The organism is Mycobacteroides franklinii (assembly GCF_001853795.1).
GTDB lineage: Bacteria > Actinomycetota > Actinomycetes > Mycobacteriales > Mycobacteriaceae > Mycobacterium > Mycobacterium franklinii.
Genome location: NZ_MLIK01000019.1, coordinates 650,899 through 676,605 on the forward strand (window position 1 = coordinate 650,899; position 25,707 = coordinate 676,605).

General features: G+C 65.1%; 23 protein-coding genes. 8 read left to right on the forward strand and 15 right to left on the reverse strand.

The features are described from left to right. The first annotated feature begins 23 nt into the window (after nucleotides 1-23). The gene (locus BKG76_RS11005) at nucleotides 24-740 is read left to right on the forward strand and encodes an acetyltransferase (protein WP_070937676.1); all 717 of its coding nucleotides are present in this window, start codon (nucleotides 24-26) and stop codon (nucleotides 738-740) included. A 25-nt stretch (nucleotides 741-765) separates the two neighbouring features. On the opposite strand, the gene BKG76_RS11010 is transcribed toward BKG76_RS11005, so the two are convergent. Both BKG76_RS11010 and BKG76_RS11015 read right to left on the reverse strand, forming a co-directional pair. Further along, nucleotides 766-1,737: an MBL fold metallo-hydrolase gene (locus BKG76_RS11010; protein WP_083338004.1), complete on the reverse strand. Its 972-nt coding sequence runs from the start codon at nucleotides 1,735-1,737 to the stop codon at nucleotides 766-768. Then, nucleotides 1,698-2,357, reverse strand: a complete 660-nt coding sequence (locus BKG76_RS11015) for a TetR/AcrR family transcriptional regulator (RefSeq protein WP_070937678.1) — start codon at nucleotides 2,355-2,357, stop codon at nucleotides 1,698-1,700. Before BKG76_RS11015 ends, BKG76_RS11010 begins: the two co-directional genes overlap by 40 nt. Nucleotides 2,358-2,499: 142 nt before the next feature. Between BKG76_RS11015 and BKG76_RS11020 the strand changes: the two genes are divergently transcribed. From BKG76_RS11020 to BKG76_RS11030, 3 genes are read left to right on the forward strand one after another with little or no spacing between them, the layout of a single operon-like run. Next, a complete protein-coding gene (locus BKG76_RS11020) occupies nucleotides 2,500-3,342 on the forward strand; it encodes a hypothetical protein (RefSeq protein WP_070937679.1) in 843 nt (280 codons plus the stop codon). Next, nucleotides 3,339-4,952, forward strand: coding sequence for a cytochrome P450 (locus BKG76_RS11025; protein ID WP_083338005.1), 1,614 nt, complete (start codon nucleotides 3,339-3,341; stop codon nucleotides 4,950-4,952). The genes BKG76_RS11020 and BKG76_RS11025 overlap by 4 nt, the downstream gene beginning before the upstream one ends. After that, complete coding sequence (locus BKG76_RS11030) at nucleotides 4,949-5,173, forward strand: ferredoxin (RefSeq protein WP_083338006.1); 225 nt, start codon at nucleotides 4,949-4,951, stop codon at nucleotides 5,171-5,173. The genes BKG76_RS11025 and BKG76_RS11030 overlap by 4 nt, the downstream gene beginning before the upstream one ends. 33 nt (nucleotides 5,174-5,206) lie before the next feature. Here BKG76_RS11030 and BKG76_RS11035 read toward each other — a convergent pair whose 3' ends face one another. From BKG76_RS11035 to BKG76_RS11070, 8 genes are all read right to left on the reverse strand, one after another. Next, nucleotides 5,207-6,394 (reverse strand): N-acetylmuramoyl-L-alanine amidase, encoded by a 1,188-nt coding sequence (locus BKG76_RS11035; RefSeq protein WP_070937680.1) that lies wholly within the window; start codon nucleotides 6,392-6,394, stop codon nucleotides 5,207-5,209. Nucleotides 6,395-6,541: 147 nt separating this feature from the next. Then, nucleotides 6,542-6,871, reverse strand: a complete 330-nt coding sequence (gene trxA, locus BKG76_RS11040; protein WP_070911559.1) for a thioredoxin — start codon at nucleotides 6,869-6,871, stop codon at nucleotides 6,542-6,544. A gap of 28 nt (nucleotides 6,872-6,899) precedes the next feature. Further along, nucleotides 6,900-7,877, reverse strand: a complete 978-nt coding sequence (gene trxB, locus BKG76_RS11045) for a thioredoxin-disulfide reductase (RefSeq protein WP_070937681.1) — start codon at nucleotides 7,875-7,877, stop codon at nucleotides 6,900-6,902. A 137-nt stretch (nucleotides 7,878-8,014) separates the two neighbouring features. Next, nucleotides 8,015-8,914 (reverse strand): hypothetical protein, encoded by a 900-nt coding sequence (locus BKG76_RS11050; protein WP_070937682.1) that lies wholly within the window; start codon nucleotides 8,912-8,914, stop codon nucleotides 8,015-8,017. A gap of 85 nt (nucleotides 8,915-8,999) precedes the next feature. Beyond that, the gene (gene sigM, locus BKG76_RS11055; protein ID WP_070937683.1) at nucleotides 9,000-9,584 is read right to left on the reverse strand and encodes an RNA polymerase sigma factor SigM; all 585 of its coding nucleotides are present in this window, start codon (nucleotides 9,582-9,584) and stop codon (nucleotides 9,000-9,002) included. 249 nt (nucleotides 9,585-9,833) lie between these two features. Next, nucleotides 9,834-13,268: a murein biosynthesis integral membrane protein MurJ gene (locus BKG76_RS11060; protein ID WP_083338007.1), complete on the reverse strand. Its 3,435-nt coding sequence runs from the start codon at nucleotides 13,266-13,268 to the stop codon at nucleotides 9,834-9,836. Then, on the reverse strand, nucleotides 13,256-15,571 hold the full coding sequence (locus BKG76_RS11065) for a DUF6049 family protein (protein WP_070937684.1): 2,316 nt from the start codon (nucleotides 15,569-15,571) through the stop codon (nucleotides 13,256-13,258). The genes BKG76_RS11060 and BKG76_RS11065 overlap by 13 nt, the downstream gene beginning before the upstream one ends. Beyond that, complete coding sequence (locus tag BKG76_RS11070; protein WP_109420693.1) at nucleotides 15,568-16,374, reverse strand: NUDIX hydrolase; 807 nt, start codon at nucleotides 16,372-16,374, stop codon at nucleotides 15,568-15,570. Before BKG76_RS11070 ends, BKG76_RS11065 begins: the two co-directional genes overlap by 4 nt. Nucleotides 16,375-16,436: 62 nt before the next feature. Between BKG76_RS11070 and BKG76_RS11075 the strand changes: the two genes are divergently transcribed. Continuing rightward, entirely contained in the window at nucleotides 16,437-17,873 is a 1,437-nt protein-coding gene (locus BKG76_RS11075) for a CCA tRNA nucleotidyltransferase (RefSeq protein ID WP_070937686.1), read from the forward strand. 84 nt (nucleotides 17,874-17,957) lie between these two features. Further along, complete coding sequence (locus BKG76_RS25020) at nucleotides 17,958-19,289, forward strand: hypothetical protein (RefSeq protein ID WP_131815811.1); 1,332 nt, start codon at nucleotides 17,958-17,960, stop codon at nucleotides 19,287-19,289. A gap of 85 nt (nucleotides 19,290-19,374) precedes the next feature. On the opposite strand, the gene BKG76_RS11085 is transcribed toward BKG76_RS25020, so the two are convergent. Next, nucleotides 19,375-20,121, reverse strand: coding sequence for a TSUP family transporter (locus BKG76_RS11085; RefSeq protein WP_070939132.1), 747 nt, complete (start codon nucleotides 20,119-20,121; stop codon nucleotides 19,375-19,377). A gap of 167 nt (nucleotides 20,122-20,288) precedes the next feature. Here BKG76_RS11085 and BKG76_RS11090 point away from each other — a divergent pair, with 167 nt between their 5' ends. Further along, nucleotides 20,289-20,837, forward strand: coding sequence for a pullulanase (locus tag BKG76_RS11090; protein ID WP_070937688.1), 549 nt, complete (start codon nucleotides 20,289-20,291; stop codon nucleotides 20,835-20,837). On the opposite strand, the gene BKG76_RS11095 is transcribed toward BKG76_RS11090, so the two are convergent. The 3 genes from BKG76_RS11095 to BKG76_RS11105 are packed head-to-tail and all read right to left on the reverse strand — an operon-like array spanning nucleotide 20,805 to nucleotide 24,101. Beyond that, nucleotides 20,805-21,959, reverse strand: coding sequence for a phthiocerol/phthiodiolone dimycocerosyl transferase family protein (locus BKG76_RS11095; protein WP_070939133.1), 1,155 nt, complete (start codon nucleotides 21,957-21,959; stop codon nucleotides 20,805-20,807). The two genes, BKG76_RS11090 and BKG76_RS11095, sit on opposite strands and share 33 nt — an antisense overlap. A 41-nt stretch (nucleotides 21,960-22,000) precedes the next feature. Then, nucleotides 22,001-22,780, reverse strand: coding sequence for a TIGR03084 family metal-binding protein (locus BKG76_RS11100; RefSeq protein WP_070937689.1), 780 nt, complete (start codon nucleotides 22,778-22,780; stop codon nucleotides 22,001-22,003). Continuing rightward, nucleotides 22,764-24,101, reverse strand: coding sequence for an MFS transporter (locus tag BKG76_RS11105; protein WP_070937690.1), 1,338 nt, complete (start codon nucleotides 24,099-24,101; stop codon nucleotides 22,764-22,766). The genes BKG76_RS11100 and BKG76_RS11105 overlap by 17 nt, the downstream gene beginning before the upstream one ends. 128 nt (nucleotides 24,102-24,229) lie before the next feature. Between BKG76_RS11105 and BKG76_RS11110 the strand changes: the two genes are divergently transcribed. Then, the gene (locus BKG76_RS11110) at nucleotides 24,230-24,856 is read left to right on the forward strand and encodes a YqgE/AlgH family protein (protein WP_070937691.1); all 627 of its coding nucleotides are present in this window, start codon (nucleotides 24,230-24,232) and stop codon (nucleotides 24,854-24,856) included. Nucleotides 24,857-24,858: 2 nt separating this feature from the next. Here BKG76_RS11110 and BKG76_RS11115 read toward each other — a convergent pair whose 3' ends face one another. Then, entirely contained in the window at nucleotides 24,859-25,692 is an 834-nt protein-coding gene (locus BKG76_RS11115; protein WP_070937692.1) for a DUF4393 domain-containing protein, read from the reverse strand. Nucleotides 25,693-25,707 lie beyond the last annotated feature (15 nt).

A 25,707-nucleotide genomic window follows, 5' to 3' on the forward strand; every position in this document is an offset into this window, starting at 1 on the left:
TGACGTGGAGGCGTACTAGACCAGTGTCGGCTCGGATCGTTCCTTTGCGGCTCGATGGTTTCGAGCAGTTGCCCAAGCATGCCCGGCGGTGTGTCTTCTGGGAAGTGGACCCTGCCACCGTCGGTGATAGTCAGCACCTGTCGGATCCCGAATTCGAGAAGGAAGCGTGGCTGTCGATGGTCATGCTCGAGTGGGGGTCATGCGGTCAGGTCGCGGTGACCGGTCCACAGTCCCGGCCGACCACCGCGGGGTACGCGTTGTATGCCCCGCCCGGGGTGGTGCCGCGCGCGCGACTGTTCCCGACGGGACCAGTGAGCGCCGACGCGATTCTGTTGACCTCGCTAGGGGTGGAGCCGGGTCATGAGTCAGACGGTCTGCCGCACAGCATTGTCGCCAATGTGGTCGCCGAGTTGGTGCGTCGCGGTGTGCGGGCGTTGGAGGCGTTCGGTCGGACCAGCGAGGCGCTGGAAATGTGCGAGGGGTCGTTGGCGAGGAACTCTGAGGCGGCTGACGTCTTGGGGGAGTGCACGATCGAGCAGTGCATGATCGACGTGAATTTCTTGAAGGATGTTGGCTTCACGGTTGTTGCGCCGCACCAGCATTTCCCCCGACTGCGGTTGGAGCTTGATAGCGGGCTCGGTTGGAAGGCCGAGGTGGAGGCCGCCTTGGAGCGACTCCTGGAATCCGTGCAGATTCCGCAGCCGGCCGGGGCAGGTCCGGTGGTGGGCGCCGCGTTCTAGCGGTGGGCCAACGGAATTGGTGTGCTTATGCCAGCGCCAGCGGGCCATCCCAGGCAAATCCGGTACCACTGCGGCGGACACCCAGCGGACGATGTGCCGGAAAGTGCGCGGTGAGGAGCTTCAGGTTTTCGTCGGCGCAGCGCTCAAGCAGGGCACGACGGGTAGTGGTGGCAGCGAGGGGATCCGCGTCGGCATAGAAGGGCAGTTCCGGAAACTGCGCCTGCATGGGGTGATGGAGCGCATCACCGGCGATGATCACGCCGGTGTCCGGTGCGCTGACCTCGATAGCGAGATGCCCCGGTGTGTGCCCGGTCGCGTCGAGCGCGCTGATGCGTGTGGACCGGTGGGAGTGGAGCAGCTGCCCGGGTTGGAGGAATTCGTGTGACGCGTATTCCAGGACCGGCAGAATGCTGTCTTGGTAGACCCAGCCACCGTTGCCTTGCCATTGCTCTATGGGGGCCGATTCCCACTGGGCCCGAATGTAATTGAGCTCGGTGGAGTGGAAGAGATACCGGGCGTTGGCGAAGGTCGGTTGCCACGTGCCATCGGTCAGACGGGTGTTCCATCCGCAGTGGTCCAGATGGAGATGAGTGTTGACGACGATGTCGACGTCGCCGGGGGCGTATCCGGCTTGTTTGAGCCGAGTCAGGTAGTCGGTGTCGAGCATGTGCAGGTCGGGAAACAGCGGCCGGTTCTTGTGATTACCCGAGCAGGTATCGACGACCACCACCGTGCCACCGAGCTCGATGACGTAGTTGTGTATCGCGAAGATGAGCTCGGCACCGTCTTCGGACACGGCGGACGGCGTGTACGCAGCCCGGGCCACCGCGAGCTGCTCATCGGTCAGAGCCGGATACCAGTGGCGTGGCGTGATGGGCCACACGTCCAGTTCGGTGAGCTGAGTGATGGTCGCTTCGCCGACGGTGAAAGTGTTCACAGCGGCCAAAAACGTCGGGCCTAAGGGGTGTATTCCCCTGAGGGGGCGATGCCCCGACATACGAGATCCGCGGTGGCGCGGACCCTGGCCGCCAGAATGTCTCGATCGGGTTCGTGTCCGTAGCGCGCCAGGATGCCCAACGGAATGCCGGCCACCGAATCGGCAACGGCCTCGATATCGATATCCGCTCGGACGTAACCGGATTGGATGCCGTCGCGTAGTAGACCGGCGAGAACCGAAGCGCCAGCGTCGAATACGCTGCAGAACTGGGCCGTCATCTCCGCATCCACGGCGGCACCCTGTTGCAGCAACAGGCGTGAGAACCGAGGGTCGTCGACCACCAATCCGATGTAGGCGAGCCCGAGATTAACTGCGAAATCATGGAATTCGTCCAGGGATGTGATGTGAACCGGCACTGTGCTGCTGAGCGTTTCGATGGTGCGTTGTGTCGCGTGCTGCACCACGTGTTCGAGGATGTCGCGCTTGTTGGTGAAGTATCGATAGAACATCGAGTGACCGGTGCCGAGGCGCTCGGCGATATGTGCGATCGATGTCTGGTGATAGCCCCGCTCAGAGAACTCAGCGAGGGCGGCGTCAACGACCTCTTCTTTGACTAGCTCACTGCGCCGAGCCCGCTGCCGATCCACCATCCGGATCGGTGGTCCCGAGGGGTCGTCCATGCGGCTGAGAATAGTCGACACGGGCGTCGGGGACGACATGCGTCGCCTGGCGGAATGATTTGTCTCGAAATGATTGACTTATTCTCAAACTAGACATTAGTGTCCGCATAGACCGTCACGCGACGGCGAAAGGACACGGGTGATGACACGGTTGAGCGCAGGAGCGGAGTGGGGTCTACCACCGGTGATTCACGGGGAGTCCTGGTGGGCCTGGACCGTGGTCGCGGTACTTGTTGCCTGCCTGGTGATTTCGCTGGTATGGGTGGGCTGGTTGACGGCCCGCAAGCACGAGGACGCGCTGATGTATTGGCTCATCATGCTCGGCGGAGTGACAGTCCTGCCGTACTTCGTTGAACCATGGCTCGATGTCATCGGCGCCACCACATACATGACCAATGCCCTGCCTTACGTCACCATCGCCGACCGGCCGTTGCCGATATTCGTGCCCCTGGTGTGGGTGGGTACCGCGCCGACGGCGCTGATTGTGTACGAAATGATCAAAAAGGGTTGGGCCGCTTGGACGCTCATCGTCTTCGCATTGGTATTCGGAATTGCCGAATGCATAGGTGAGATGGTCAACAGTCACTTCGGCCTGATGAAGTACTACAGCAACAACGCGCTGGTCTTCGGGGTGCCGTTGCCGAGCCTGGTGCAAAACGGCGGATTCCTGGTGATGATCGCGTGGGTACTGGTCGTGATACGCCCGCATATGCGCGGATACCGGTGGGTTGCAATCCCATTCGTCGCTCCCGGTGCCTATCTGGCGTACACCATCGTGTGTACGCTACCGAACTACTTCGCGATTCACCTCGGGCTTGCGCCGGTACCGGCCTGGATTCTGGCGGCCCTGTCTACGGGCCTGAACCTGCTGGCTGTCTGTATCGTCGCGTATTCACCGACGTGTCAGCGATACCGCGACGAGGTGGGAGCGAAGGTATTGGGTCCGGTGCGGATCTCCGCCCGACAGCCGGTGACCGCAGCATGACCGGTCTTCCAGGAAAACAGTCCACGGGCACCTGTCCGGCTGGTGCCCTAGCCAGCACTGAAATTCAAAGTTCTGCAGTGGTTGCCGGCTTACCGCGGCTATTGGCAGGGAAATGGGGGCCGTTGCCCATGAACCCCACCGTGCACGAGGTCAACGAGATTGCGAAAACGCACGGAAGATTCGAATCGCGGGGACGAGACCCGTGGTGGATTACTCGCGGAGGGATTCCGCTGGCTTCCAGCATCGCCCGGGGCGTCGGGAGTCCGGCGCTCATCCCACCCGGCCCGGTCGGTCATCCGATGGTGGGCAGCGTGCCGGAGATGCGGCGTGAACCGTTCGAGTTCTTTCGGCGCTGCGCAAGGGAATTCGGCGATGTATATCGGGTGCCGTTCCCTCTTGGCGGCGGCATCGTCGTGGTGAACCACCCGGACTACGCGAGCCAGGTGATGGATGATCCGGTGGGCCGGTACAGCATGATCGGGCCGGGTCAGGCGGCGATGGGCATGATCGGTGCGGCGATTCCGATGCTGGAGGGTGACAAGTTCCGGCAGCGGCGCCGGATGCTGATGCCGATGTTCGGCCGGCGTCACCTGGCGCGAGTCGCCGAGGTTATTGCCGACGAGTTCGTGCGGCGAGTCGACGGATGGGCGCGGTGGGCGGATACCGGACATGTGGTGGATATGCAGCACGCCATCGCGCAGGTGACATTGCCGGCGTTCTTGCGCGCGATGTTCTCGTCGTCGATCACAGAGCGCGAGATACATGAAACTGATCTCGATTTAAGGACTTTCATGTCCCTGATGGCATCGGTGACGCTGATGAGTCCACGGCCTGCCCTCATTCCGCTGCCCGGGCGGGAGTCGGCACCGCGCTCCATGTGGAGGCTGTGGCGATTGACGCGGCGATTGATCAAGGAAAGACGTACGAATCCGGTCGAGACACCCGATCTGTTGAGCCTCTTGTTGGAGGCCACCTACGACGACGGAAGTCGGCTCTCGGAAAGAGATCTCAGCATGGAGCTGATGATTCTGATGGCGGGTGGGTACGAGACGGTGGTGGCTTCACTGTCGTGGACACTCGCGCTGTTGCTTGCGCACCCCGAGCACCTCCGGCGGCTGTACGCGGAGGTGGATTCCTTGCACGGTGCGATACCCACACCGGAGGACTTGCCTAAATTGGCCTGGGCAAGAGCATGTTTCGATGAGGGCCAAAGGCTGCAGGGCCATCCGCTCAATCCGCGGTTCGCGATGGAAGACGACGTCATAGGCGGGTACTTCATTCCGCGGTACACCATCGTCGGGCCCTCGCTGTACTCGATGCATCGGGATCCCAGATGGTGGCCCGAGCCCGACAGGTATGACCCGAACCGTTTCCTGGACGAGGCAGCGGCCAAAGATCGTCCGCGGCTGGCGTTCATGCCCTTTGGCTCGGGCAGGCACCACTGCCTCGGCACCGGTATGGCATACATGAATGCACAGTTCCTCCTGGCGATCATCTTTCAGAGGTATCGCTTGGCGCTACCGGAGGGCTGGAAACCAAAGCACCACTTCAATTTTTCGGTGACTCTCGACGGCGGCCTGCCCGTGACATTGACGACGGCACGATCGTGAGCGCGCCGGAGGGCGGTTCAATCGTGACTGTCGATCAAGACCTCTGCATGGGTTCGGGGTACTGCGTTGTGCAACACCCAGATCTGTTCGGTGCGGATGCGGACGGTACCGCGGTGCCGTTGATGGCGGCGACGCTGACCGACGCGCAAGCACAAGGAGCGGCCGCCGCCGCGCATATCTGTCCGGCCGGCGCTATCGAGGTACACCACACGTCACTGTGACGAAAGCGGCGCGAACGGCGAGACGCCGAAAAACTAGCTTCCGGCCGACAATTCGTGCGCCAGAAGCTCGTCAAAGGTAAAGGTTCCGGTGGGCCGATCGTTCTTGCCGAGCAGGTACACGCGCTTGACCGCGGCCAGAATCGACTCCGCCATCACGTCGCGGTAGTGGGCGGCACTGAGAATGGAGACATCATTCGGGGAGGTGATGTACCCGATATCCACCTGCACGGTGGGCATCCGGGTGAGACGGAGCAGATCCCACGTGCGGCCATGCGCCCGACAGTCACGTAATCCGGTGCGGGCAGCTACTTCTCGCTGAATGAAGTCGGCCAGCATGTGGCCGATGGTGGACACGGAGCCGTGCAGATTGCCGAAGTGATAGGACGCGACCCCGCTGGCTGCCACGGTGGGCTGCGAGTCGAAGCGCAGACTGATCATCAGATCGGCGCCCACGTTGTTGGCGTAGGTGGCCCGCTCGATATCGGTGGGGTTGTTCTGGATGGCGCGCGAGATGTAGGTGTCCATCCCGATGGCGGTCATGCGTCCCTCGAGGCGACTTGCCAAGTCCCACAAGATATCTGCCTCGCTAGTGGGGCCTTCTCGTCCCGGCACAATGCGTCCGCGGTCGGCGCCGCCGAGGCCGGGGTCGATGACGATGCGCTTGCCCGACAACTGCGGGCCGGCATTGCGAACGTGTTCGGTCTCACGGATGGCGTGCGCGGACCCGCCGGTGACGTGGCGCCCCAATAATTGGAAGGAGCGCAGCGTTTCCGGTCCGCAGATGCCGTCAGCGGTGAGTCCGTACTCCCGCTGGTACGACATCAGTGAGTTGTAGGTCTGCAGGCCGAAGTTTCCGTCGACCAGGCCGGTGTAGAACCCGAGATCCTGCAGACGCTTCTGCAAGGTGGCCACATCGTCGCCGTACATCGGCGCGGAGAACTGATGGAAGAGCGTGCGCGCCCCGAGCCGGTAGGAAGCCTCTTTGAGCGTGCGGTAGGTCGCGGGGCCGACGACTCCATCTACGAGGAGGCCTCGGCGCTGCTGAAACGCCCGCACGGCGTCATGGAGCGTCGCATCGAAGCGATCCACCATGACGTGCCGACCGGTCGCCAACATCTCGTCGAGGTCCTCCAGGAACCCGAGCGCGGTCAGTACCTCGCGCACCTCGGTGACGGCCGGGCCTCGATCGCCGTGGCGAATGTTCGACGCGCCTGTCGTCATACTCCGCCTTTCGCAGCCGTATGTGAGGAATCCGCACTGCTACCGACGCCGGCAGCTGCTGCCCGTCGTCCGGACAGCAATATTGTCTCAGATGCCTACGCGATGAGCGAAACTCTCGGCCCTGTCAGCCGACCGGTGTTGGGCCGGTTAGACGACTCCGTCGAGCTCACGCAGCAACGCCGACTTGCTCTTGGCGCCGACGATCCGCTTGGTTGCCTCGCCGTTCTGGAACAGGATCAGGGTAGGGATCGAGGTCACCTGGAACGCACGGGCGGTCTCCGGATTGGCGTCCACATCGAGCTTGGCGATGGTCAGGGCGTCACCGTGATCCTTGGCGATTTCTTCGAGTACGGGGGCCACCATCTTGCAGGGCCCGCACCAGGTCGCCCAGAAATCCACCAGCACCGGCTTGTTGCTGGAAACGACGTCATCCTGGAACGAGTCGTCGGTGACGGTAACAGTCGCGTGATCGCTCATGATTCTCCTTTGATGGTGGCAGTTGAGTCTAGGCCTCAATGAGGGTCTGGGAATGCGCGGTTTCGGCAAGCCACCGCTCGGCGTCGATGGCTGCTGCACAACCACTTCCGGCAGCAGTAACGGCCTGACGGTAGGTGCGGTCCACCAGGTCCCCGGCGGCGAAGACGCCTTCCAGTGAGGTGTAGGTGCTGCGATCGCGCACCAGCACGTAGCCGTCGGGATCGACGTCGACGATATCCTTCACGAGTTCGCTACGGGGGTCATGGCCGACGGCAACGAACATCCCCGTGATGGGCAGCTGCGAGGCCTCACCGGTGACGGTGTTCTCCAACTTGAGTCCGGTCACCGAGTCGGTGCCTTCGACCCCGATGATCTTGGTATTGGTCAGGACCTTGATCTTGGGGTCGGTGTACGCACGCTCCAGCATGATCTTGGAGGCACGGAACTCGTCGCGGCGATGGATGAGTGTGACACTACGGGCAAACCGTGTGAGGAATGTCGCTTCTTCCATCGCGGAATCACCGCCGCCGATGACCGCGATGTCCTGATCCTTGAAGAAGAATCCGTCGCACGTGGCGCAGGAGCTGACGCCGCGGCCCAGCAAGGTGTCCTCGCCGGGAACCCCCAGGTACCGCGGTGCGGCGCCCATGGCCAGGATGACGGCCCGAGCACGGTAAACCTCGCCACCGGCGGTGACGGTCTTCACGGGGCCCTGCAGGGACACCTCGTCAACGTCCTCGGTGCGCAGGTCCGCGCCGAAGCGGATAGCCTGTTCGCGCATCTGGTCCATGAGGTCGGGTCCCATGATTCCCTCGCGGAAACCCGGGTAGTTCTCTACCTCGGTAGTGGTCATGAGAGCCCCGCCGAACTGTGTGCCCTCGAACACGATCGGCTTGAGTTGTGCGCGGGCCGCGTAGACCGCCGCGGTGTACCCAGCGGGTCCGGAGCCGATGATGATGAGCTCGTGGACATCCGATTCGGTCCCGGTCGACGGAGCCTGAGACATGCGCTTCCCTTCTGAGGCGATCTGATTCCCTGATCGAACAGGGCCATGCGAATGCTAAAACAACAGCCTAGAGCGGGATGTTCCACGCCGGGCGGGCGGTGGGAGATAGCGAGGGTCGGATGGGTTCCACCGGCCGTCTATCGATTCGGTGTCGCGCCGATACGGGTCTGGGCCACGCGCTGCGGATCGGACTCGCTACAGCCGGGGCGCACCGCCACGGCCAGTAGTTCACCCGGGCGCCCGGCGGGGAGCACCATCAGCACGGCCGGGCCGTCGATATCGAGAGTCTGCGCGCCGAGGACCGGCGTGGACGCGGAGAGGCCGAGACCGGTAAGGCAGGAGGCGCGCCGCGCAGCGTTGTCGAGCTCGCCGAACGCGGGCGTGCGGCCCACGAGTGCGGTGATCTCATTCCCGGAGAGCGGGAAGGCGGTTTGACCGAGTGCGCTCTGCGCGGGCAGTTCCGGCGCCACGGGCGCGGCCGTGCGGGGTGCGATCTGCTGGGACAGCGAGGGACCCGCCACGGTGGCGGTGGTGTCCGCGGCGCGGCGATTGTTCTGGGCCACCACGGTGATGGCGACGGCTACGCACGCGGCGGCCGCCAATCCTGCACCGGAGTACGCGAGCCAGCGACGCTTTGCCGCGGGGCGTCGGCGATGGTCGAGCGGGACCGGACCGGTGACCAGATTGTGGCTGACGTCGGCGGGCCGTACGGCATTCGCAGCTACTGCGGGCAACGTGGACTGGGCCGACTCCGCGCGCAACGCGGCAACGATGTCGTCGACGACGGACTCGGGTACCTCGGGCGCCGGACTGTCCAGCCAGGCCACCAGATCGGCACGTACCCGATCGAGGGCCGCCAATGTCTGACGCGCGTCCGGATCTTGGTCTGCGCGTTGCCGAAGCACGCCGGAATCGCCGGCGTCGTAGACGTCGGCGTGGAGGTCGGCCAAGACCTCGACTGAAAGCGGCACCTCGGCGAGGCTCACCTTGTCGAGGTTACCTTCGTCATCGAAACCGCCCGGCTGGTTGCTGACCATTTGTGTCCATTGTTCCCGTATCCAGCTACCGCCCGCCACGACCGTTGCCTAATTTGTAGGCGGATCGTGACGTGGTGATACACGGTTAGTAATCGATTGTTTCCGGTTCGACCGAGCCGGCCTTGTCCAGGTAATGCAGGGCGACCGCCAGGCGTGCACGTGCGCGTGCACAACGGCTCTTCACCGTGCCCTCGGGCACACCGAGCAGCTCAGCGGCATCGGCCACCGAATATCCCTGCATATCGACCGCTATGACCGCGGCACGCTGTTCGGCGGGCAGCCGGAGCAGGGCCTTCTGGATGACGATCGAGGTGTCGACATTGGTCGAGGGGTCTTCGAGGGTGTAGACGTCCTCTTCGAGCTCGATCGGGCTGTGGGCCTTGTTCCGACGCATACGGTCCAAACAGGCATTCACGACGATTCGGTACAGCCAGCTGGTGACGGCGGCGTCGTTGCGGAAATTGGCAGCTCCGCGGTGGGCCGACAGCATCGCTTCCTGGAGCGCATCGGCGGCATCCTCGGGGGTGCGGCTGGTGGCCCGGGCGAGTCGGTAGAGGCGACGATGGTGCCGGCGGAACAGCTGTTCGAAAGCGGAGGGGTCGCCGGCGACGTGGGCAGCCAACAGCTCGGCGTCCGAGTGTTGAGGAGCGGCGAGAACCCCCTGAACCATGCCCACACGCGCACAGTAATCAAAAATGGGGGGTGCCGTCGACCAACGGAGGGCCCCACAGCAAACTGTTATACAACTTTCAACAATCAGTAACGGCGATATGCGTAACTGAACAACATGAACCGCAGTTCAACGCCCCAATTTATGGTTGCCATCGGGTTTCAACTACCGCGAAAAATATAGGGTCAAATCTGTGGATCGGTACTGAAACCCATTCGGTAACCCGTCGCCTAGCAGACGATCGTGCAGCTAGGAAGCAGTTGAGACCGTGATTTCGCCGATCTCCGCGTGGTGATCACCGTTGGTGGAGCCCAGCTTGCTGATCCACACCAGCACATGGGAGACCTGTGAGCTGCTGGTGATGGGGATCGTTGTTTTGCCGGGCTGCAGCGTGGCGGTTGCCGAGATCTCCTTGGTGTCATTGAGCGAGCCCGGTGTGGCGGAGTCGGCGGATCGGATCTGCACTTGCGTTCCGACACTGTGCGATTCGATCGTGACGCTGCTCAGGGCACTCGCGGACTGCAGATCCAGGAGCAGACCCACACCGGGTTTGAAGAGCACCGGGAAGGGATCGGCGTCGGTGTAGGTGTCGGTGGTCCACGACGTGGAAGGGTTGCCATCTATCGCCAAACTCGCCTTGCCAGGCTGATCCGCGTCAGGACCCGGAGGGAACACGGTTGCCTGCACGATCTTGGCTGGGCTACCTGGCTTGGCCGTCTCGCCGCTGGAGGACTGGGTGGGCAATCCGATGCCGATGTTGATCTTGTCGAGCGGCCCGACGTCGCCGAATATACGCGTGACCCAGACGCCCAGCGCGATGCACAGCGAGATGACGAGAACGCCCACCACACCCAGCCCTATCAGGAAGATCTTGCGGTGGCGGGCGGCCTCCTCCGGATCTTCGTCGTCGAGGTCGTCGTAGTCCTCGTCGTCGGCAGCGGCTCTCGGGCCCGCAAACCCCTGGCGACGGTCGACATCGAGCGCCTGGGTCGGCGCGGCAGCGGCCGGTTCGAGCATGGTGGTGTGATCCACACTCGCGATGGCCGACTCCAGGCCGTTGAGTAGGTCGGAGGCGGATCCAGGATCGTCGCTCAGCGCGCGCGAGGTCACGTCGGAGATCTCGGAGGGCACCGTGGGGGCGATGACTCGGGCCTCGACGGGCCGTCCGTCCGGAGCGCGATTGGCCGCGGCGAGCCCGCTCGGCTGACCGGTCTCGGCCAGCGGCCAGCGGCGTGTGGTCAGCGCATAGAGGGCGGCACCAAGACCGTTGACGTCCTCGTCCGCGCTGGCCGACGTCAGGGTGGCGGGGAACGCGAGCACCGCGTCGCCGTCGATGCTGATGCGCACCCGATCGGGGTGGTCGATGCTCAGCGCGGTGCCGGCCTCGAACGCCGCGTCAGCCGCCTCGGCCAGAGAGCGGACCGCGCGAGCGGCGCCAACGGCGGAAGGTTCGGTGTCGGCGACCTCGCGCAGTGAACCGCCGCGGACCCATTGCGCGACGACAATGCCACCGGAGCCCTCATGCACGGCGTCCAACACGCGGGCTAGGCCTGGTGACTCAATCTTGCTGAGCCGCAGGGTGTTCGACAGGATGTCCTGCACCTGGTCGGAGGTGAAGAGGGCGCCGTCGATGATGGTGAGCGCCACCGGTCGATTGAGTTCGGTATCGGTGGCCTGCCAGAACTGCAGTCCGTCGGGGCCACCGTGCGACGTGAGCAGCCGGTAACGACCGCTGGCGATGCTGGCGCCGGGCATCACGGAGGTGGGCACTGGGCCCGTGGACGGGGACCGGGTGGGAACAGGCCGCGTCGATGACCCCGGGGTGTCGGTCACAGCCCTGCCCTTTCTCGTATCAGCACTACCCCCAAGCGCTGGTTTGTTTGCGGTTGTCGAGTCCACAGCATCGCTGCCGCCGACTCGATCACCCGAATCAGGGTACGGCAGGGATGGCCCGGGAGAGTTGCCGATAACCGAAGCGTGATCTTGGGCGGCCACCCCGAGGCGGCCGCCGAGACGGCGCTGCAGCATGGAGACCACACTGAGGGCTTCGGGGAGTTTGACGGCGACCATGACAGCGAAGGTCACCATCAGCATGACGATGCCGAGGATGGCCAGCCGCAGAATCGAACCAAGACCACCCCCGCGCTGGGTGAGTAGGTCCAGACCGAAGCCCCGGTCGACGCCCAGACCGACCGCGGCGGCAGTCGCCGAGGCGGCCAGGGTGAGCAGCACCGTGCGGGCCACGTCCGAACCGATGAGGGGACCGGCGCCACGCCCCAGGCTGCGGCGTAACAACAGATATCCGCAGACGGCACCCGCCACGAATCCCAGACCGTTGGCGGCGCCCAGATACCCGGCCACCAGGTCGGGATCGTCGGTCAGGTGTGGGGCGATGACTGAGGCGATGATCTTCACCGTGGTGATCACGATGATGATCCACGTGGGTGTCCACGCCTCCTGACGCGCGTAGAACACCCGAAGTTGCAGTAGCACAAGGGCATACGCGATGAGGGTGAAGGACGAGAGTGAAATGGAAAGCCCCAGATAATGAGCCGAGGCGAGGCTGAAGTTTCCGTAAGCGAATAGTGCGGGACCCATCGCGGGCCCGCAGACGGTCATCACCGCGACCACGGGAATGAGCACGGTCATCGTCAGCCGGGTGGCCAGGGATATATCGCCGACCACGGCGGGCACGTCTTCGGCGGCAGCGTTGCGACTGAGCCGGGGCATGATCGCGGTGAGGATTGTCACCCCGACGACCCCGTAGGGCAGCTGCAGGATCATCCAGGTCTGGTTGTAGATGATGGGGCCGGAATCCGCTGCGCCGGCGGCGATCCGATTGACCACGACGAACCCGATGTCGCTGATGGTCACGTACGCCACCATCGCGGCCGCCATCCCGGCGAACTGCTTGAGGCGGTCGTCAAGTCCCCACAGCGGGCGCATGGGTATGTGCTGACGGCGGATCGCCGGGACCAACACCAGGACCTGGGTCACGACGCCGAGGGTGGTGCCGATGCCCAGCACCAGGAGTTTCGGATCGCTCATCCGTATCGGGTTGAGGGTGAGTTCACCGGGCATCAGCCAGTACAGAATCAGGGTGAGGATCGCGACAACGTTGTTCCACACCGGGGCCCACGCGGGCGGCCCAAACACATTGCGGGTGTTGAGAATCGCCATGAATACCGACGACAACCCGTAGAAGAAGATCTGGGGGAGAAGCAGATACGCCAGCGCGGTGGTGAGCGGCGTGCTGACCTTGGGATCGCCACCGAGCATGAGCGCGGCCAACAAGGGCGCAGCCAGCACGGAGAGCACCGTCGTCACCAACAGCACGGTGGCGGCGATGGTCAGCAGCTTGCGCACAAATGCCTGGCCGCCGTCGGCGTCCTCGCGTTCCGCGCGGGTGAGTACCGGGATGAAGATGGCGGTGAAGGTGGCCTCAAGCACCAGCGCCGCAATGATGTTGGGCAGCTGGTTGGCCGTGGAGAACGCGCTCGCGGATGCGGCGCCGAGCGCCGCGGTGATCAACAGCAGCTTGATGAAGCCGGTGATCCGGCTGACCAGGGTGGCCACCGCCATCGAGCCGGAGTGGGCGACTACGGCGGCGTCGGACAGTTCCTCGATCGTGTCGTCGAACTCGGGATCGGGTAACGGATCCAGCGGCTTCCTCACGGCTGCCACTGCGGGCCTCTTCCGGTCGTGGGTGGTTCATCGTCGCGGTCCAGATCGGCACGGTCGGGCTGACCGCGGAATCGATGCCATAGACGCCGGCCGGTCAAGGCGAAGAGCACCGTGGCCGCGCTGATGGTGATGAAGAACAGCGGCTTGCCGTATGCGTTGGAGTGCACGGACAGACGCACCGGATCACCCAGGGGCAGCCCGTCGGGCGTGTGCAGCGTGACGTCCACCGCCATACGCTGCGACACGTTGACCTCCACGGGCACCTTCACCGGTAGGAATCCGGGTGGAATCTCTTGTACACCAACGTCTGTCGCGCTCATGCCGGCGGGTGTCTCGACCCGCAGGGCGACCCGGATCGGCACCGGGAGTTCGTTGCGCAGCACCAACGGTAGCGGGCTGTGTTCGGTGGCCATGGTGTAGGAACCACCCGGATTGACGACGGTGACCGCATTGAACAGATCACCGACCGTGTGCCGGATGGCGGCCAGTCGTTCGCGTGCGGTGTCGTCCCGGGCATCCGCCGGGACGCTTTGGCTGACCGCGCGCAGGGTGTCTTGGCGCAGCGGATCGGTGTATTGGGCACCGGTGAGGCCGGTGCGGGCGTCCACCGTCAACGCCGCGGTGAGCCCCCACAGTCGGCGAACCTCATCACCCAGCCCTTGAGACACCCAGTCATCCACGGAATCTTGTGGATCTACGCCGAACGCGGAGTCCACCGGATTGGGCTGGGCACCGGCGCGCGCCTCGCCGATGACCGTCGGCAGCGGGCGCGGTATCGCAAGCCCAGCATGCAGAAGCGTGGATGTGGTCGACAGGATCGCGCGGGCTTCGCCGTCGGACAGATCCCAGGTGGCATCCGGCAGAAGAATCGTCTGACGGGGAGTCTGCTGGGGCGTGAGTGCCTGCCAGGCCATCGCCCCGAGCGCGTCCTGCATGCGTGCGACCCGCGAATCATGTTGTAGGGCAAAGCGAAGTGAGGGGGACACGTAATCGGGGGTGGTGGGTGATCGGCCGACAGCGCTCAGTGCGGCGCCCACCGAGGGGTCGAAGGGTGCGGCGACCACGGTGTCGGATACGCGGCGCGGATTGAAATCGGGGGGTGTTTCCTGAACCGACGGCAGGGGGGACACCGCGACGGTGGGGCCCTGTGCGGTGAGCAGGTTGATGCCCGCCGTCGAGAGGTGGCTGTCGCCGAGGAGGGTGGCGCCCCGCAGGCTGGCGATTCCCAGAATCTGGTCGAGTACATCGGCGGCTCCGGTGGTGGCTTGATGGGCCAGGCCGTCGTCGGCCATCTGGGCGACCGCGTCCAGACTCGCCTGCGCGTAGGGCAGCGGGGTGACACAGGTGTGCTTGGCCATGGCACGCAGCCGGTCGAGCCACGCGGTGGCCAGTCCCTGCCCGGTGCCGGGATGCACGGGGCCCGCGGGGTCGGCGGCGTTGTCGAGAACCTGGTAGTTCTGCGTCATCTCGTTGACGGTCACCAGCAGATCGGGGTCGACCGCCACGCAGACCGTGCGTGCCAGATCGCCCTTGGGGTCAACGGCCGGCTCGGTGGCGAATTCGAGGGCGCCCAGCAGCGCATCCAGCCGGCCGCCGGCAGAAAGTGAGCGTTCCAGCTGATCGTCGAGCAGCCGTACCGGGGCCGGCCCACCGGGCTGGCCGGGTGCCAGTCGCGGACGATCGGCCAGGGGCCATAGCAGCGTCAGACCGACCGGGCGTGAGGTGTCGGGAGCGACCTCGGGTTCGGCGGCGGCGCCACTCGGCGGCGGCACCCCGAGCACCGGGAGCAGGAAACGGGCGTCGTCGAGCCGCGCGGCGGCCCCGTAATCAGGGGTGCCGTTGACGTTCACCAGGGCCGGATACACCCCGGGTGTGTCGATGTTCCAGTTCGGTCCGGTACCCCCGCGCAGCGGGAAGGTGAGGGTGAAGGGTCGCTGCTGCCCCTGTTCGAGGGTGCCCGCAACGGTGACGAACTCCCCGACGGGCCGGTACTGGTCGTGGTGGCCATGCAGATTGGCGCGCAGTTCGGCGCTGGCGGTCACGGCATCGGCCCGCTCCAGGCGCACCACAACATCGGTGACGGGACGGTCGCCGACATTGGCCACCGTGCCCCGCACGGTCACCGTCGAGTCGACGGTGGTCACTGTTTGCGGATTGACCTCGTCGATGACGACCTTGAGGAATTGTCCGTCGCGGTAGGCCTGGGCGCGCGGTGCGGACCACGGCGCGATGAGCAGGACAAGCGCGAGGACGGCAAGTACTGCCGCCACACGCGTCGCGTTGCGATGCGTGGGTGGGGTCATTGCTGCTGTCCGCGCCCGGATCGCCGGCCCGGTGTCCTATGCGTGCTGGAGTGCGTTTGAGGACGGCGTCGTGGCGTGGAGGGAGGCAATGGAGGTAGAGCGGTAGGTCCGCCTGCATGCAGCTTGTCGATGAGGTCACCGGCCACCTCGGCCAGTCGTCGTTCGTCGGCGTAGGCCAGGCGGGTGGGCAGCTCGTCGAGCGGAACCCAGGCCACCTCGGTGACTTCGACGTCGTCATCGGACAGCTCACCACCCAGCGAGCGCATCAGGTAGTGGTGCACGGTCTTGTGCACGCGCCTGCCCTCGGTGACGAACCAGTAGTCGATGCTGCCGAGTGCGGCGAGCACGCTGCCGCGGATGCCGGTCTCCTCGGCCACCTCGCGGATGGCCGTCTGCTCGGCGGTTTCGCCCTGTTCGATATGGCCCTTGGGGAGCGACCACAACATCCGCCCGCGCCGGTCGGTCCGCCCGATGAGGGCCGCCACCTGACCGTCCTTGGGCCCATCGATTCCGGCAATGACCAGGCCGCCGGCCGAGGTCTCGCGCACGGTACGCAGTGAGGCGCTCGCGGCACGGCCCTTGACGTGCCCGCGGCCCTTTCCGCTGGGGGTATTGGTCCCGTTTGTCGCATGGGGAGCCCCAGCGGCAGGGGAGGCCGCCGGAGTATTGGCGCCTTGCGCCCGGCCCTGTGCACGACCCTGCGATCGGTTGCGCCGACCGCGGCGCGACCCCCTGCCGCGCGCTGAGCCGTTGGGCTCGTCCGACGACCCACCCGTGCGGGAACCGCCGGAGGAGTCAGACACCCATGTGATAGTAGTTCCCGCTACTGAGAGCCCTTGCGATACGCGCCGGTAGGCTGCCCGACGTGCCCGAATCGATACCGACCGCCGAACTGTTGGTCACCGCTGTGGTGACCCTGAACCGGCACAAGAAGATGCTCGCAGAGTTGGGCGCCCTCTTCGATTCCGCGGGCTTCAACCTGTATCTGGTGGGCGGCAGTGTCCGCGACGCCGTGCTGGGCAAGTTGGGCTCCGATCTGGATTTCACCACCGACGCGCACCCGGAACAGGTGCAGGAATTGGTGACCGGGTGGGCCGAGGCCATCTGGGATACCGGTATCGCGTTCGGCACCATCGGGGTGTCCCGCAAGGGGCAGCGGGTCGAGATCACCACCTTCCGCAGTGACAGCTATGACCAGCAGTCGCGTAACCCCGAGGTGGTGTTCGGCGACAGCCTCGAGGGCGATCTGGTGCGCCGGGACTTCACCGTGAACGCGATGGCGGTCAAGATCGGTCCGGAGGGACCCGGTGAGTTCTGTGACCCGCTGAACGGCCTGGAAGCGCTGCGCGCCGGGGTACTGGATACCCCGTCGGCTCCGGAGATCTCGTTCGGCGATGATCCGCTGCGCATGCTGCGGGCAGCTCGTTTCGTTTCCCAGCTGGGTTTCACGGTGGCACCGCGGGTGCTCGAGGCGTTGCATGCGATGTCCGAGCAGCTGGGCCGCATCACCGCCGAACGCGTGCAGGCCGAGCTGGACAAGTTGATCCTCGGTGCGCATCCGGTCGCCGGAATCGATCTGCTGGTGGACAGCGGACTGGGCGCGGTGGTGCTGCCCGAGGTCGGCGAGATGCAGCTGACCATCGACGAACATCATCAGCACAAGGATGTGTACCGGCACTCGCTGACGGTGCTGGAGCAGGCGGTCGATCTCGAGGACGACGGCCCCGATCTGGTGTTGCGCTGGGCTGCCCTATTGCACGACATCGGTAAGCCGGCCACCCGTCGACACGAGGATGGCGGCGGGGTGAGCTTCCACCACCACGAGGTCGTCGGCGCCAAGATGGTGCGCAAGCGCATGCGTGCCCTCAAATACTCCAAGCAGATGGTCGAGGACGTATCGCAGCTGGTGTATCTGCATCTGCGATTCCATGGATATGGCGATGGGACGTGGACCGACTCGGCGGTGCGCCGGTACGTGACCGATGCCGGGCCGTTGTTGCCGCGGCTGCACAAGCTGGTGCGTGCGGACTGCACGACGCGCAACAAACGGCGAGCGGCGCGGCTGCAGGCCAACTATGACGGGCTCGAAGAGCGCATCGCAGAGCTGGCGGCCAAGGAGGATCTGGCTCGGGTCCGACCCGATCTCGACGGTAACGAGATCATGGAGCTGCTGGGCGTGCCGGCCGGGCCGATCGTCGGGCAGGCCTGGCGATTCTTGAAGGAACTGCGCTTGGAGCGGGGGCCGCTCGATCACGACGAAGCGATCGAGGCGCTGCGGGAATGGTGGGCGGGGCGTTCCTGAGGCAAAAGTGCGCTGAATGACGGGATGTTTGCACCTACACTCGAACCGCCGCGGAAATGGAATCTTGGGGGGGGGGTGATGATGATGGATGGCTCTGAAGTGGAACACGATCCTGGCGAGACGGTTGAGTCGGCAAGCATGGTCGCGTTCAGCTACTTGGAAGAGCACGGTATTGATTTCGATCGTGAGGACTCCGGTTCGATATGGTTTCGATCTAGTGGGGCGAGGGGCGGACGATTTGCGATCCCAACAGCAGCAGGCCTGGTTCTTGACGAGCAGGTTGCACTCAGACCAGAGGCAGCCCCGGATTACTTTGGGTATTTGTCGCCCACGACTGGCGCCGCTGAGTTTGTAGTCGTCCATAACAATGGACGCATCGGAGGACGCTACCGACCAATGCTGGGGCGTCTCGCGCCTAGTCCGCCAGTTGATTGTGAACACTTGGCTACACCATGGCCAACGCTCGACCCGGAGGTTTATTCGTCCCGGAGCACGACCATTCCAAAACCCGAAGTACCGGTTGTGCATGTCACCAGCCCGTCAACGGGGATATGCATGGAACTCTCTTGGGCATCTCCGCTCGGTGTCGTATTCGGTATCCCAAGTGGGGGCGCTACTGGATACCGCGGATTCGCGACCGTCAAATTGCAACTGGGCGGGGCACCCGTCGCCGGCAAGGTTCTGCTGGAATCAGCGCCGGCCCTCTGTGACAGGTTGTTCTACGAAATGGACGTCAGGAATGGAGTTGGTCTAAGGCTCATTCGCCGCGAAATGTATGGCACTGGTTTGTGGCGCGGCCAGAGGCACGGAACTTGCAATCAGGTGCGATTTCCAGACACGGTCGTGGGCCGCGAGGCCGCGCAGCTATTTGCATTTGCCGACTCAGCTAGAGACAACCCACCGCTTGCTTTCCTGTCCTACTATCAGGTTCTGGAGTATTTCTTTCCGTATGCAACGCGTCGACATACTATTAATAAAGTTCGGCGGGAGCTGCATGACCCCACGTTTACAGGCACGGATTCCGACATCCTAGGGATCGTAAGCGTGGTAGAGGCGGGAGTGCAGCCGTCAGAAGCTCGGCAGGTCGCAATGTTGCTGGAGGAGTCGGTACGGCCGCGTAGGATCGAAGAGTTTTTCGCTGAGGCGGGTATTCAAGAGCATTTTGGTCGGCGAGGCCCAATTACGGGCGTGGACTTCATGACATTTCGACAGCCCGACACCGGTCTAGTTGAGCAATCAGCTAATCGGATATACAAAATCCGCAACCGTATTGTCCACGCGAAGGATGATCCGAAATTCGGTGATGCAAGGGTGTTGCTGCCGGAGAGCGCGGAGGCATATGCGCTGCGTCCGGATATCGAACTTGTCCGCCTACTGGCGATTGAAGTCATTACAAACGCACAGTTAGGGGGGTGATTGAGTGCCTCGACCAGGATCCGCGGCAGTCGGGCTCTGTCGGTACTCATGAGGTAGGTGTTCAGAACGAAGCGGCAACGGCTACTCAGCCGAGCATGTCGTAGCCGAGCTTGCCCACCATCACCACGACGACCGCCAGCAGCACCACGCGAACGAAACCCGCCCCGCGTCCGAGCGCCATATGCGCGCCCAGCTGGGCGCCCACGATGTTCGCGACGCCAAGGGCCAGGCCCAGCAGCCACAACACATGGCCCTGCGAGGCGAAGACGATGAGCGCCCCGACGTTGGTGCCCGAGTTGAGCACCTTGGCGGTGGCCGAGCTTTCCAGGAACGTCATCCCGGCGACGGCGGTCAACGTGATGATCATGAAGGTCCCCGTGCCCGGGCCCATGATGCCGTCGTAGAAGGCGATGACGACGGCGGCCACGGCGAGCGCGGTCAACGTGGTGGCCCTCGTGCGCGTGGAGCTGTGCTCGGCGGTGCCGAACTGGGGACGTGTCGCGACGAACACCCCCACCGCCACCAGCAGCACCAGCACCACCGGTTTGAAGACGGACACCGGTAGTCGCGAGGCGGTGTAGGCGCCGGCACTGGAGAAAGCCGCCGCGACGACGAAGGCTGCGGCCAGCGCACGCCAGTTCAGCGGTGTTCGGGGGAAGAGCCGAATGGCCGCCGACGCAGTGCCGGACAGTGCGGTGAGTTTGTTGGTTCCCAACGCGGTGGCGGGCACCATTCCGGGAAACACGAGCATGAGCACCGGGATGAGGACGAGGCCGCCGCCGCCGACCACCGCGTCGACCCAGCCGGCGGCGGAGGCAGCGGCCAGCAGCAGGGTGAGGGTAGGGGCATCCACGGGGTCAGAGATTACGGATGGAACCGAATTGCCGCCGTGCGCCTCCTACAGACATGAACCGATCTCAGCGCACGTTCTGTCTGCGTGGTTATCCACAGGCCCCAAGAAGACGGAACTCCCGGGATCGTCAGGGCCTCATATCGGGTATGGACTACTGCTTCGGTGCGGGAGACGGAGTCGTCACCGCGTGGGATGCGCCGCCCAACGCCGACCTGGACGGCGATGGGGTCATGGATGCGGTGCGCCTCGACTTCGACGGTGACGGGCTGTTCGACGACATGATGTGGGATGCCGACGGCGACGGATCGGCGGATCACGCCGTCCTGGACGTCGACAACGACGGCAGGCCCGAGGCCTACTTCACCGATGATGGCCTGGGCACGTGGGCGTTTCACGTGGAACGAAGCGGATCGATCAGCTGGTTCGGTCTGGATGGCACCGAACACCCCGGCGGCACAGCCGATGTCGACGGGGACGGGAAGCCCGAGCAACTGCTGGATGCTGATGGCGACGGCCGTGCCGAAAGAGCTTTCAGCACAATCGATTCAGGGAACTCTGTGTACGTCGACACGACCGGCGACGGTCGTTGGGACGTCGTGCTCACCGATGTTGACGGCGACGGTGTCGCGGACGCGGCCCGGCCGCTGGGCTCGCCACGTATGTCAGCGGAGAATCCGGTCGAAGGCTCGCCCTAGCGCGGCTGTCCACGCGAGGGTGGGATCGGACTCGTCGGCCACCCAGGTGGGGTGATCAAGGCTGAGCCGTCCATCGCAGGTGGTGATGAAGAAGCTCGGGGGGAGTGTGGTGGCCCGCAACCGGATGCGCCCGCCACGTACGGTGGCACGGAAGTCGTGCATGCGCAGCCCCTCCGGCAGATGCAGCGGAGGTATCCGGCCCCAGTTCGTGACCATGAGCGGATTCTCGATGGACTGCTGGTGTGGCGGTTGATGGCGTAGAAATGCTTGGTGCACACTGCGATTCGCGAGGCCACCCGCCAGGGAATCCAGTACCGCGCGAGCCAGGCGCAACGGGTCGTCATCGGGTGTGACGGCCAGAATCGTGGTGTCGGCGCCTTGGATCACCGTTCCCTGCGCCGCGGTAATGGGTGCGCCGGTTCGTGTGCGCAGGTCCACCGATGACGTCAGGCCGAACGTGACCGGGTCCTGCGATCGTGAAAGCGCTTGAGCGGCCAGCAGGATCGCGGCACACACGGCTCCGTGCACGGTGAGGCCGGCGGCGCGGGCGGCGTCGAACAAGCGCGTGGTCTGCTCGCGGCCGAGTCGGGTGCGCCCGTGCCGAATCACAACCGTCGCGTCGACCGTCGGCTCTGCTGGTGTCGCGGGGGGCGCGCTGGGCGTGGGTATGACGTACCCGCGCGCGGCGAGGAACTGCTCCAGTGACATCGCCAGGGGATGCGGTCGGGCGGTCCCGGCGGATCCCGTCTCGACCACGCGGGTGTAGAGCGAGCACAGAACGTCCAGGTACGTCAGCGCGGCGCCCGCGTCGGCGATGCTGTGGTGGGTCAACAAGGTCAGGCGAAAGTCATTGCCGTCCTGGGCAGCATCGACGGCGCACACCGCGGTGGGGTCGACGATGGTGAAGCCAGACCGGGGTAGGGCGGTACACGTACCCAGCTGCAGTGCGGGCGGGTGGGGAACGCGTTCAAGCACGTACCCGTGCCCGGCGGGCACGATCTGCGCGGACAGCACGGGGTAACTCGTCAGCAGTGCTCGGAAAGCCGTTGTCACAGCATCGGTATCGAGCACGCCGGTGCCGAAGACCGAATACGCCACGGTGCTGCGATTACCCGCGAACATCGCCTCCGAAGGATCGAGTGCACGGCCGATTGCCGCGGTGTTCACCCCCGGCCGGCACCGGGCGGGCCGGCGAATGCCTGCGCGATGGACAGCCATTTCTGGGCGTCCTCGCCGGTGGCTCGCAGATCCAGTTCGGCGCGTGGGCGCCGTTGGGTCACCAGGTAGCAGAAGTCGAGCGCCGACCCGGTGACGCGTTGGGCGGCGTCTTCCGGCCCCCAGGTCCAGGTGTCGCCGTCGGGCCCGGTCAGCTCGACGCGGAACGGTTCGGCCGGAGGGGTCAGTGAATGCACCGTGTACGCATAGTCCCTAGTCCGAACACCCAGGTGCGCAATGGATTTCAGGCGTGCGCTGGGCGCGGGGACCACGCCGAGCGCGTCGGCGACGTCGAGTGCGTGGGCCCAGGTCTCCATCAAGCGGGCGGTGCCCATGGAGGCCGAGCTCATGGGCGGCCCGTACCAGGGGATCTTGACCCCGTCGGGTACGTCGCGCAGTGCCGCATGCAGCTGGTTGCGGGTATCGCGCCAACGGGTGAGCAGCTCGGCGGGCGGAATCTGCGCGGTCTCCTCGGCGGCCTTGTCCACGAACCCGAACGGGTCGGCCATCGCCTTGGGCAGCTCATTGGCGAAGCCCTCGGGATCGGTGACCGCCAGCAGCGACTGCGCGTCGGTCCAGTGCAGATGGGCGATCTGGTGGGCGATGGTCCAGCCCGCCGCGGGTGTGTCCCGGGACCAGCCGTCATCGGGCAGCGGTGCCACCAGGGCGTCGAGTCCATCGCTCTCGTCACGCAGGTCGTCGATGACTGCGTCAGCGGTCGAGGTCACGGGGTTGTCCTTCCGGGTCGGGCTGGTTGGGCTGGGTGGGCAGGGAACCGGTGTCTGGCGGGCTGGGCCAGAGGGTTCGCGTCATGTGCACGATCAGTCCGATCAAGTAGATCACCGCGCCGGAGAAGGCTAGCCAATGCGCGTGGGTGATGAAGGCGGCGCCGACGGCCATCGCCCCGGTGAAGGTGACCCAGAACAGTGAGTCCTGCACCGCGAAAACGTGTCCACGCAGGGCGTCGTCGACGTCGGTCTGCATGCCGACATCGGCGCACAGTTTGATGACCTGCCCAGCCGTCCCGAGACCGAACGCGGCGGCCAACAGGATGGGAATGTACAAACCGGAGGCAATCAATTGCAGGACAACCGCCCCGCCGAGTGCCATCCCGAGAGTGCGTCCGCGACCGAATCGCCGCAGCAGGGCCGGGGTGGAGACCGTCCCCAGGAACGAGCCGATGCCGGTGCAGGCCAGGAACAATGCCGCAGCGCCGATGCCGGCGAACAGCGACTCGGTGTTGCGCACCAGCACAAGGACCAGCAGGGTGTTGACGCCGAACACCATCCGATGCGCGGCCAGCCCGATGAGGGCGTCGAACACCGATGGTGTGCCGACGATGGTGCGCGCGCCATGCAGCCACCCGGTCGCCACGGCGTAGAAGGCCGAACCGTGTACCGCGCGCACGCTGTCATCGGGGCCCAACCGGTCGCCGGGAAACCCGGATGCGACCCACGCCGCAGCCGTCGTCGGCACGATCACCAGGAAAATGACTGTGGCGGAACCCAAATCACCGGCACCGAACACCGCCCGCAGCATCAGCATGAAATTGGCGCCGATGAATGTGGCCGAGGCGCCCACCGCGGTGGCCACCGAGTTCATGGTGGCGACCTGGTCGCGCGGCACCACGTGGGGCAGGGCCGCCGACAGGCCCGAGGTGACGAAGCGGGTAACCCCGTTGACGACCAGCGCACCCAGCAGCAGCATCACATCGTCGGCGCCGAGTGCCAGTTCGATGCCGACGAGGGCCACCAGCAGTACTCGAATCAGATTGGCAGCGATCAGCACCATGCGGCGGTCCCAGCGGTCCAGCAGCGCACCGGCAAACGGACCGATCGCCGAGTACGGCAGGAAAAGCACCGCGAAGGCTCCGGCGATGGCCCACGGCTCCGCCTCACGTTCCGGGTTGAACAGCAGCGCGCCCGCCAGGCCGGCCTGGAAGAGGCCGTCGCTGAATTGGGTCAGGAGCCGCACCCACACCAGCCGGCGGAAGTCGGGCAGATCCTGAATCGCGTGCCACAGGCTCAGCGGCGAGTGGCGCGCAGTCATGGGAGTCGCTTTCGTATGTCGAGTACGGGCTACAGGAAGGAGGCGAAGTACTTAACGCCCACACTACAAATGTGTAGCGGTTGGTCGAGCACAAGTCATGAAACGGCAAACGGTGTCATGATGTTGAGGTGGCGCACGGGGACGAGCCTGATGAGGGCGAGGCATATAGCGAGGGCTACATGGCACCGCCCGCACATCGCCTGCGGGCGGGCACTCTGCTGGTCGCCAACACCAACCTCTTCGAACCGACTTTTCGGCGCAGCGTGATCTTCATTATCGAACACAATGACGGTGGAACCCTGGGCGTGGTGCTCAACCGCCCCAGTGAGACCGCGGTGTACAACGTGCTGCCGCAGTGGGCCAAGCTCGTCGGCAAGCCCAAGACCATGTTCATCGGTGGGCCGGTCAAACGAGATGCCGCGCTGTGCCTGGCGACCCTGCGGGCCGGGGTCAGCGTCGAGGGCGTCAAGGGTCTGCGCCATGTGGCGGGCCGAATGGCCATGGTCGATCTGGATGCCGAGCCCGAGGACATCGCCCCGCTGGTGGAGGGTGTCAGGGTCTTCGCGGGCTACTCGGGCTGGACCATCGGTCAGCTCGAGGGAGAGGTCGAGCGCGACGATTGGATCGTGCTGTCGGCGCTGCCGTCCGATGTGCTCACCGACGTGCGCCAGGATCTGTGGGCCAAGGTGCTGCGCCGGCAGCCGCTGCCGCTGTCGCTGTTGGCGACGCACCCCATCGACGTCAGCCGCAACTAGACCTACAGGTCGTCGCCCACCGACGGATCGGTGGGGATGACGGCCCGGCAGAAGTCCTCACCGAAGGGCGTCAAGTGGACGCTGCGGCGCACCGTCTTGTGTGCGCGGCCCGCACGGCGGCACGCCGCGACCACGTCGGGTTGCACCTCGAGTACCTGATAGCGTTCGGCCGCAACCGCTTCCGGAGATGCCCGGACCAGGCCGAGGCGTACCAGATTGTTGGTGTACGCGTTGTTGCGATCGGTGTAGCGGCAGCCGGAGCGCTCGGCGACCATGGACAGCCCTTCGGCAATCATCTCCGAGCCGACGTCGAACGGACGGCTGGTGCGCACATCCACCACCGGCTGCGCGCCGTGCGCGGCCAGGAACCGCAGGATGCGCGCCTCGTCGGGAGCCAGCTGGTTGATGATCCGGGCGTACGCCGGGTGGGTGTCCTCGACGTCGGTGACGTCGGCCGACCGGCGCAGCAATTCCGCTCCGCGGCGGCGCAATTCATCTCCGTCGAGGCTGCCCGATTCGGTGATGTCGATGGTGACGCGCGAGGGGACGGGCTTTTGCGGTTTGGTGATCGTCAGCCCTGAGGCGTCACTGGGCAGCTGCAGTGCATCGCGAACGGCGCCCAGGACGTGCTCGGTCGCCGAGAGGGCGATGTCGGTGGCGGATCGGCCTGCCCGCACGTCGTCGATGATCTTGGTGCCCGTGGTGGTGGCGATATCGGCCGACCACTTGACGCCGCGCCACCAGGTCTTCGCCGCCAGCATGGCGACCCCTTGGACCACGCGATCAGGCCGGAGCTCACGATTGTTGTGCGCGGGGACGGGCGTGTTATTGGTCATCGGGCATCATCTTGT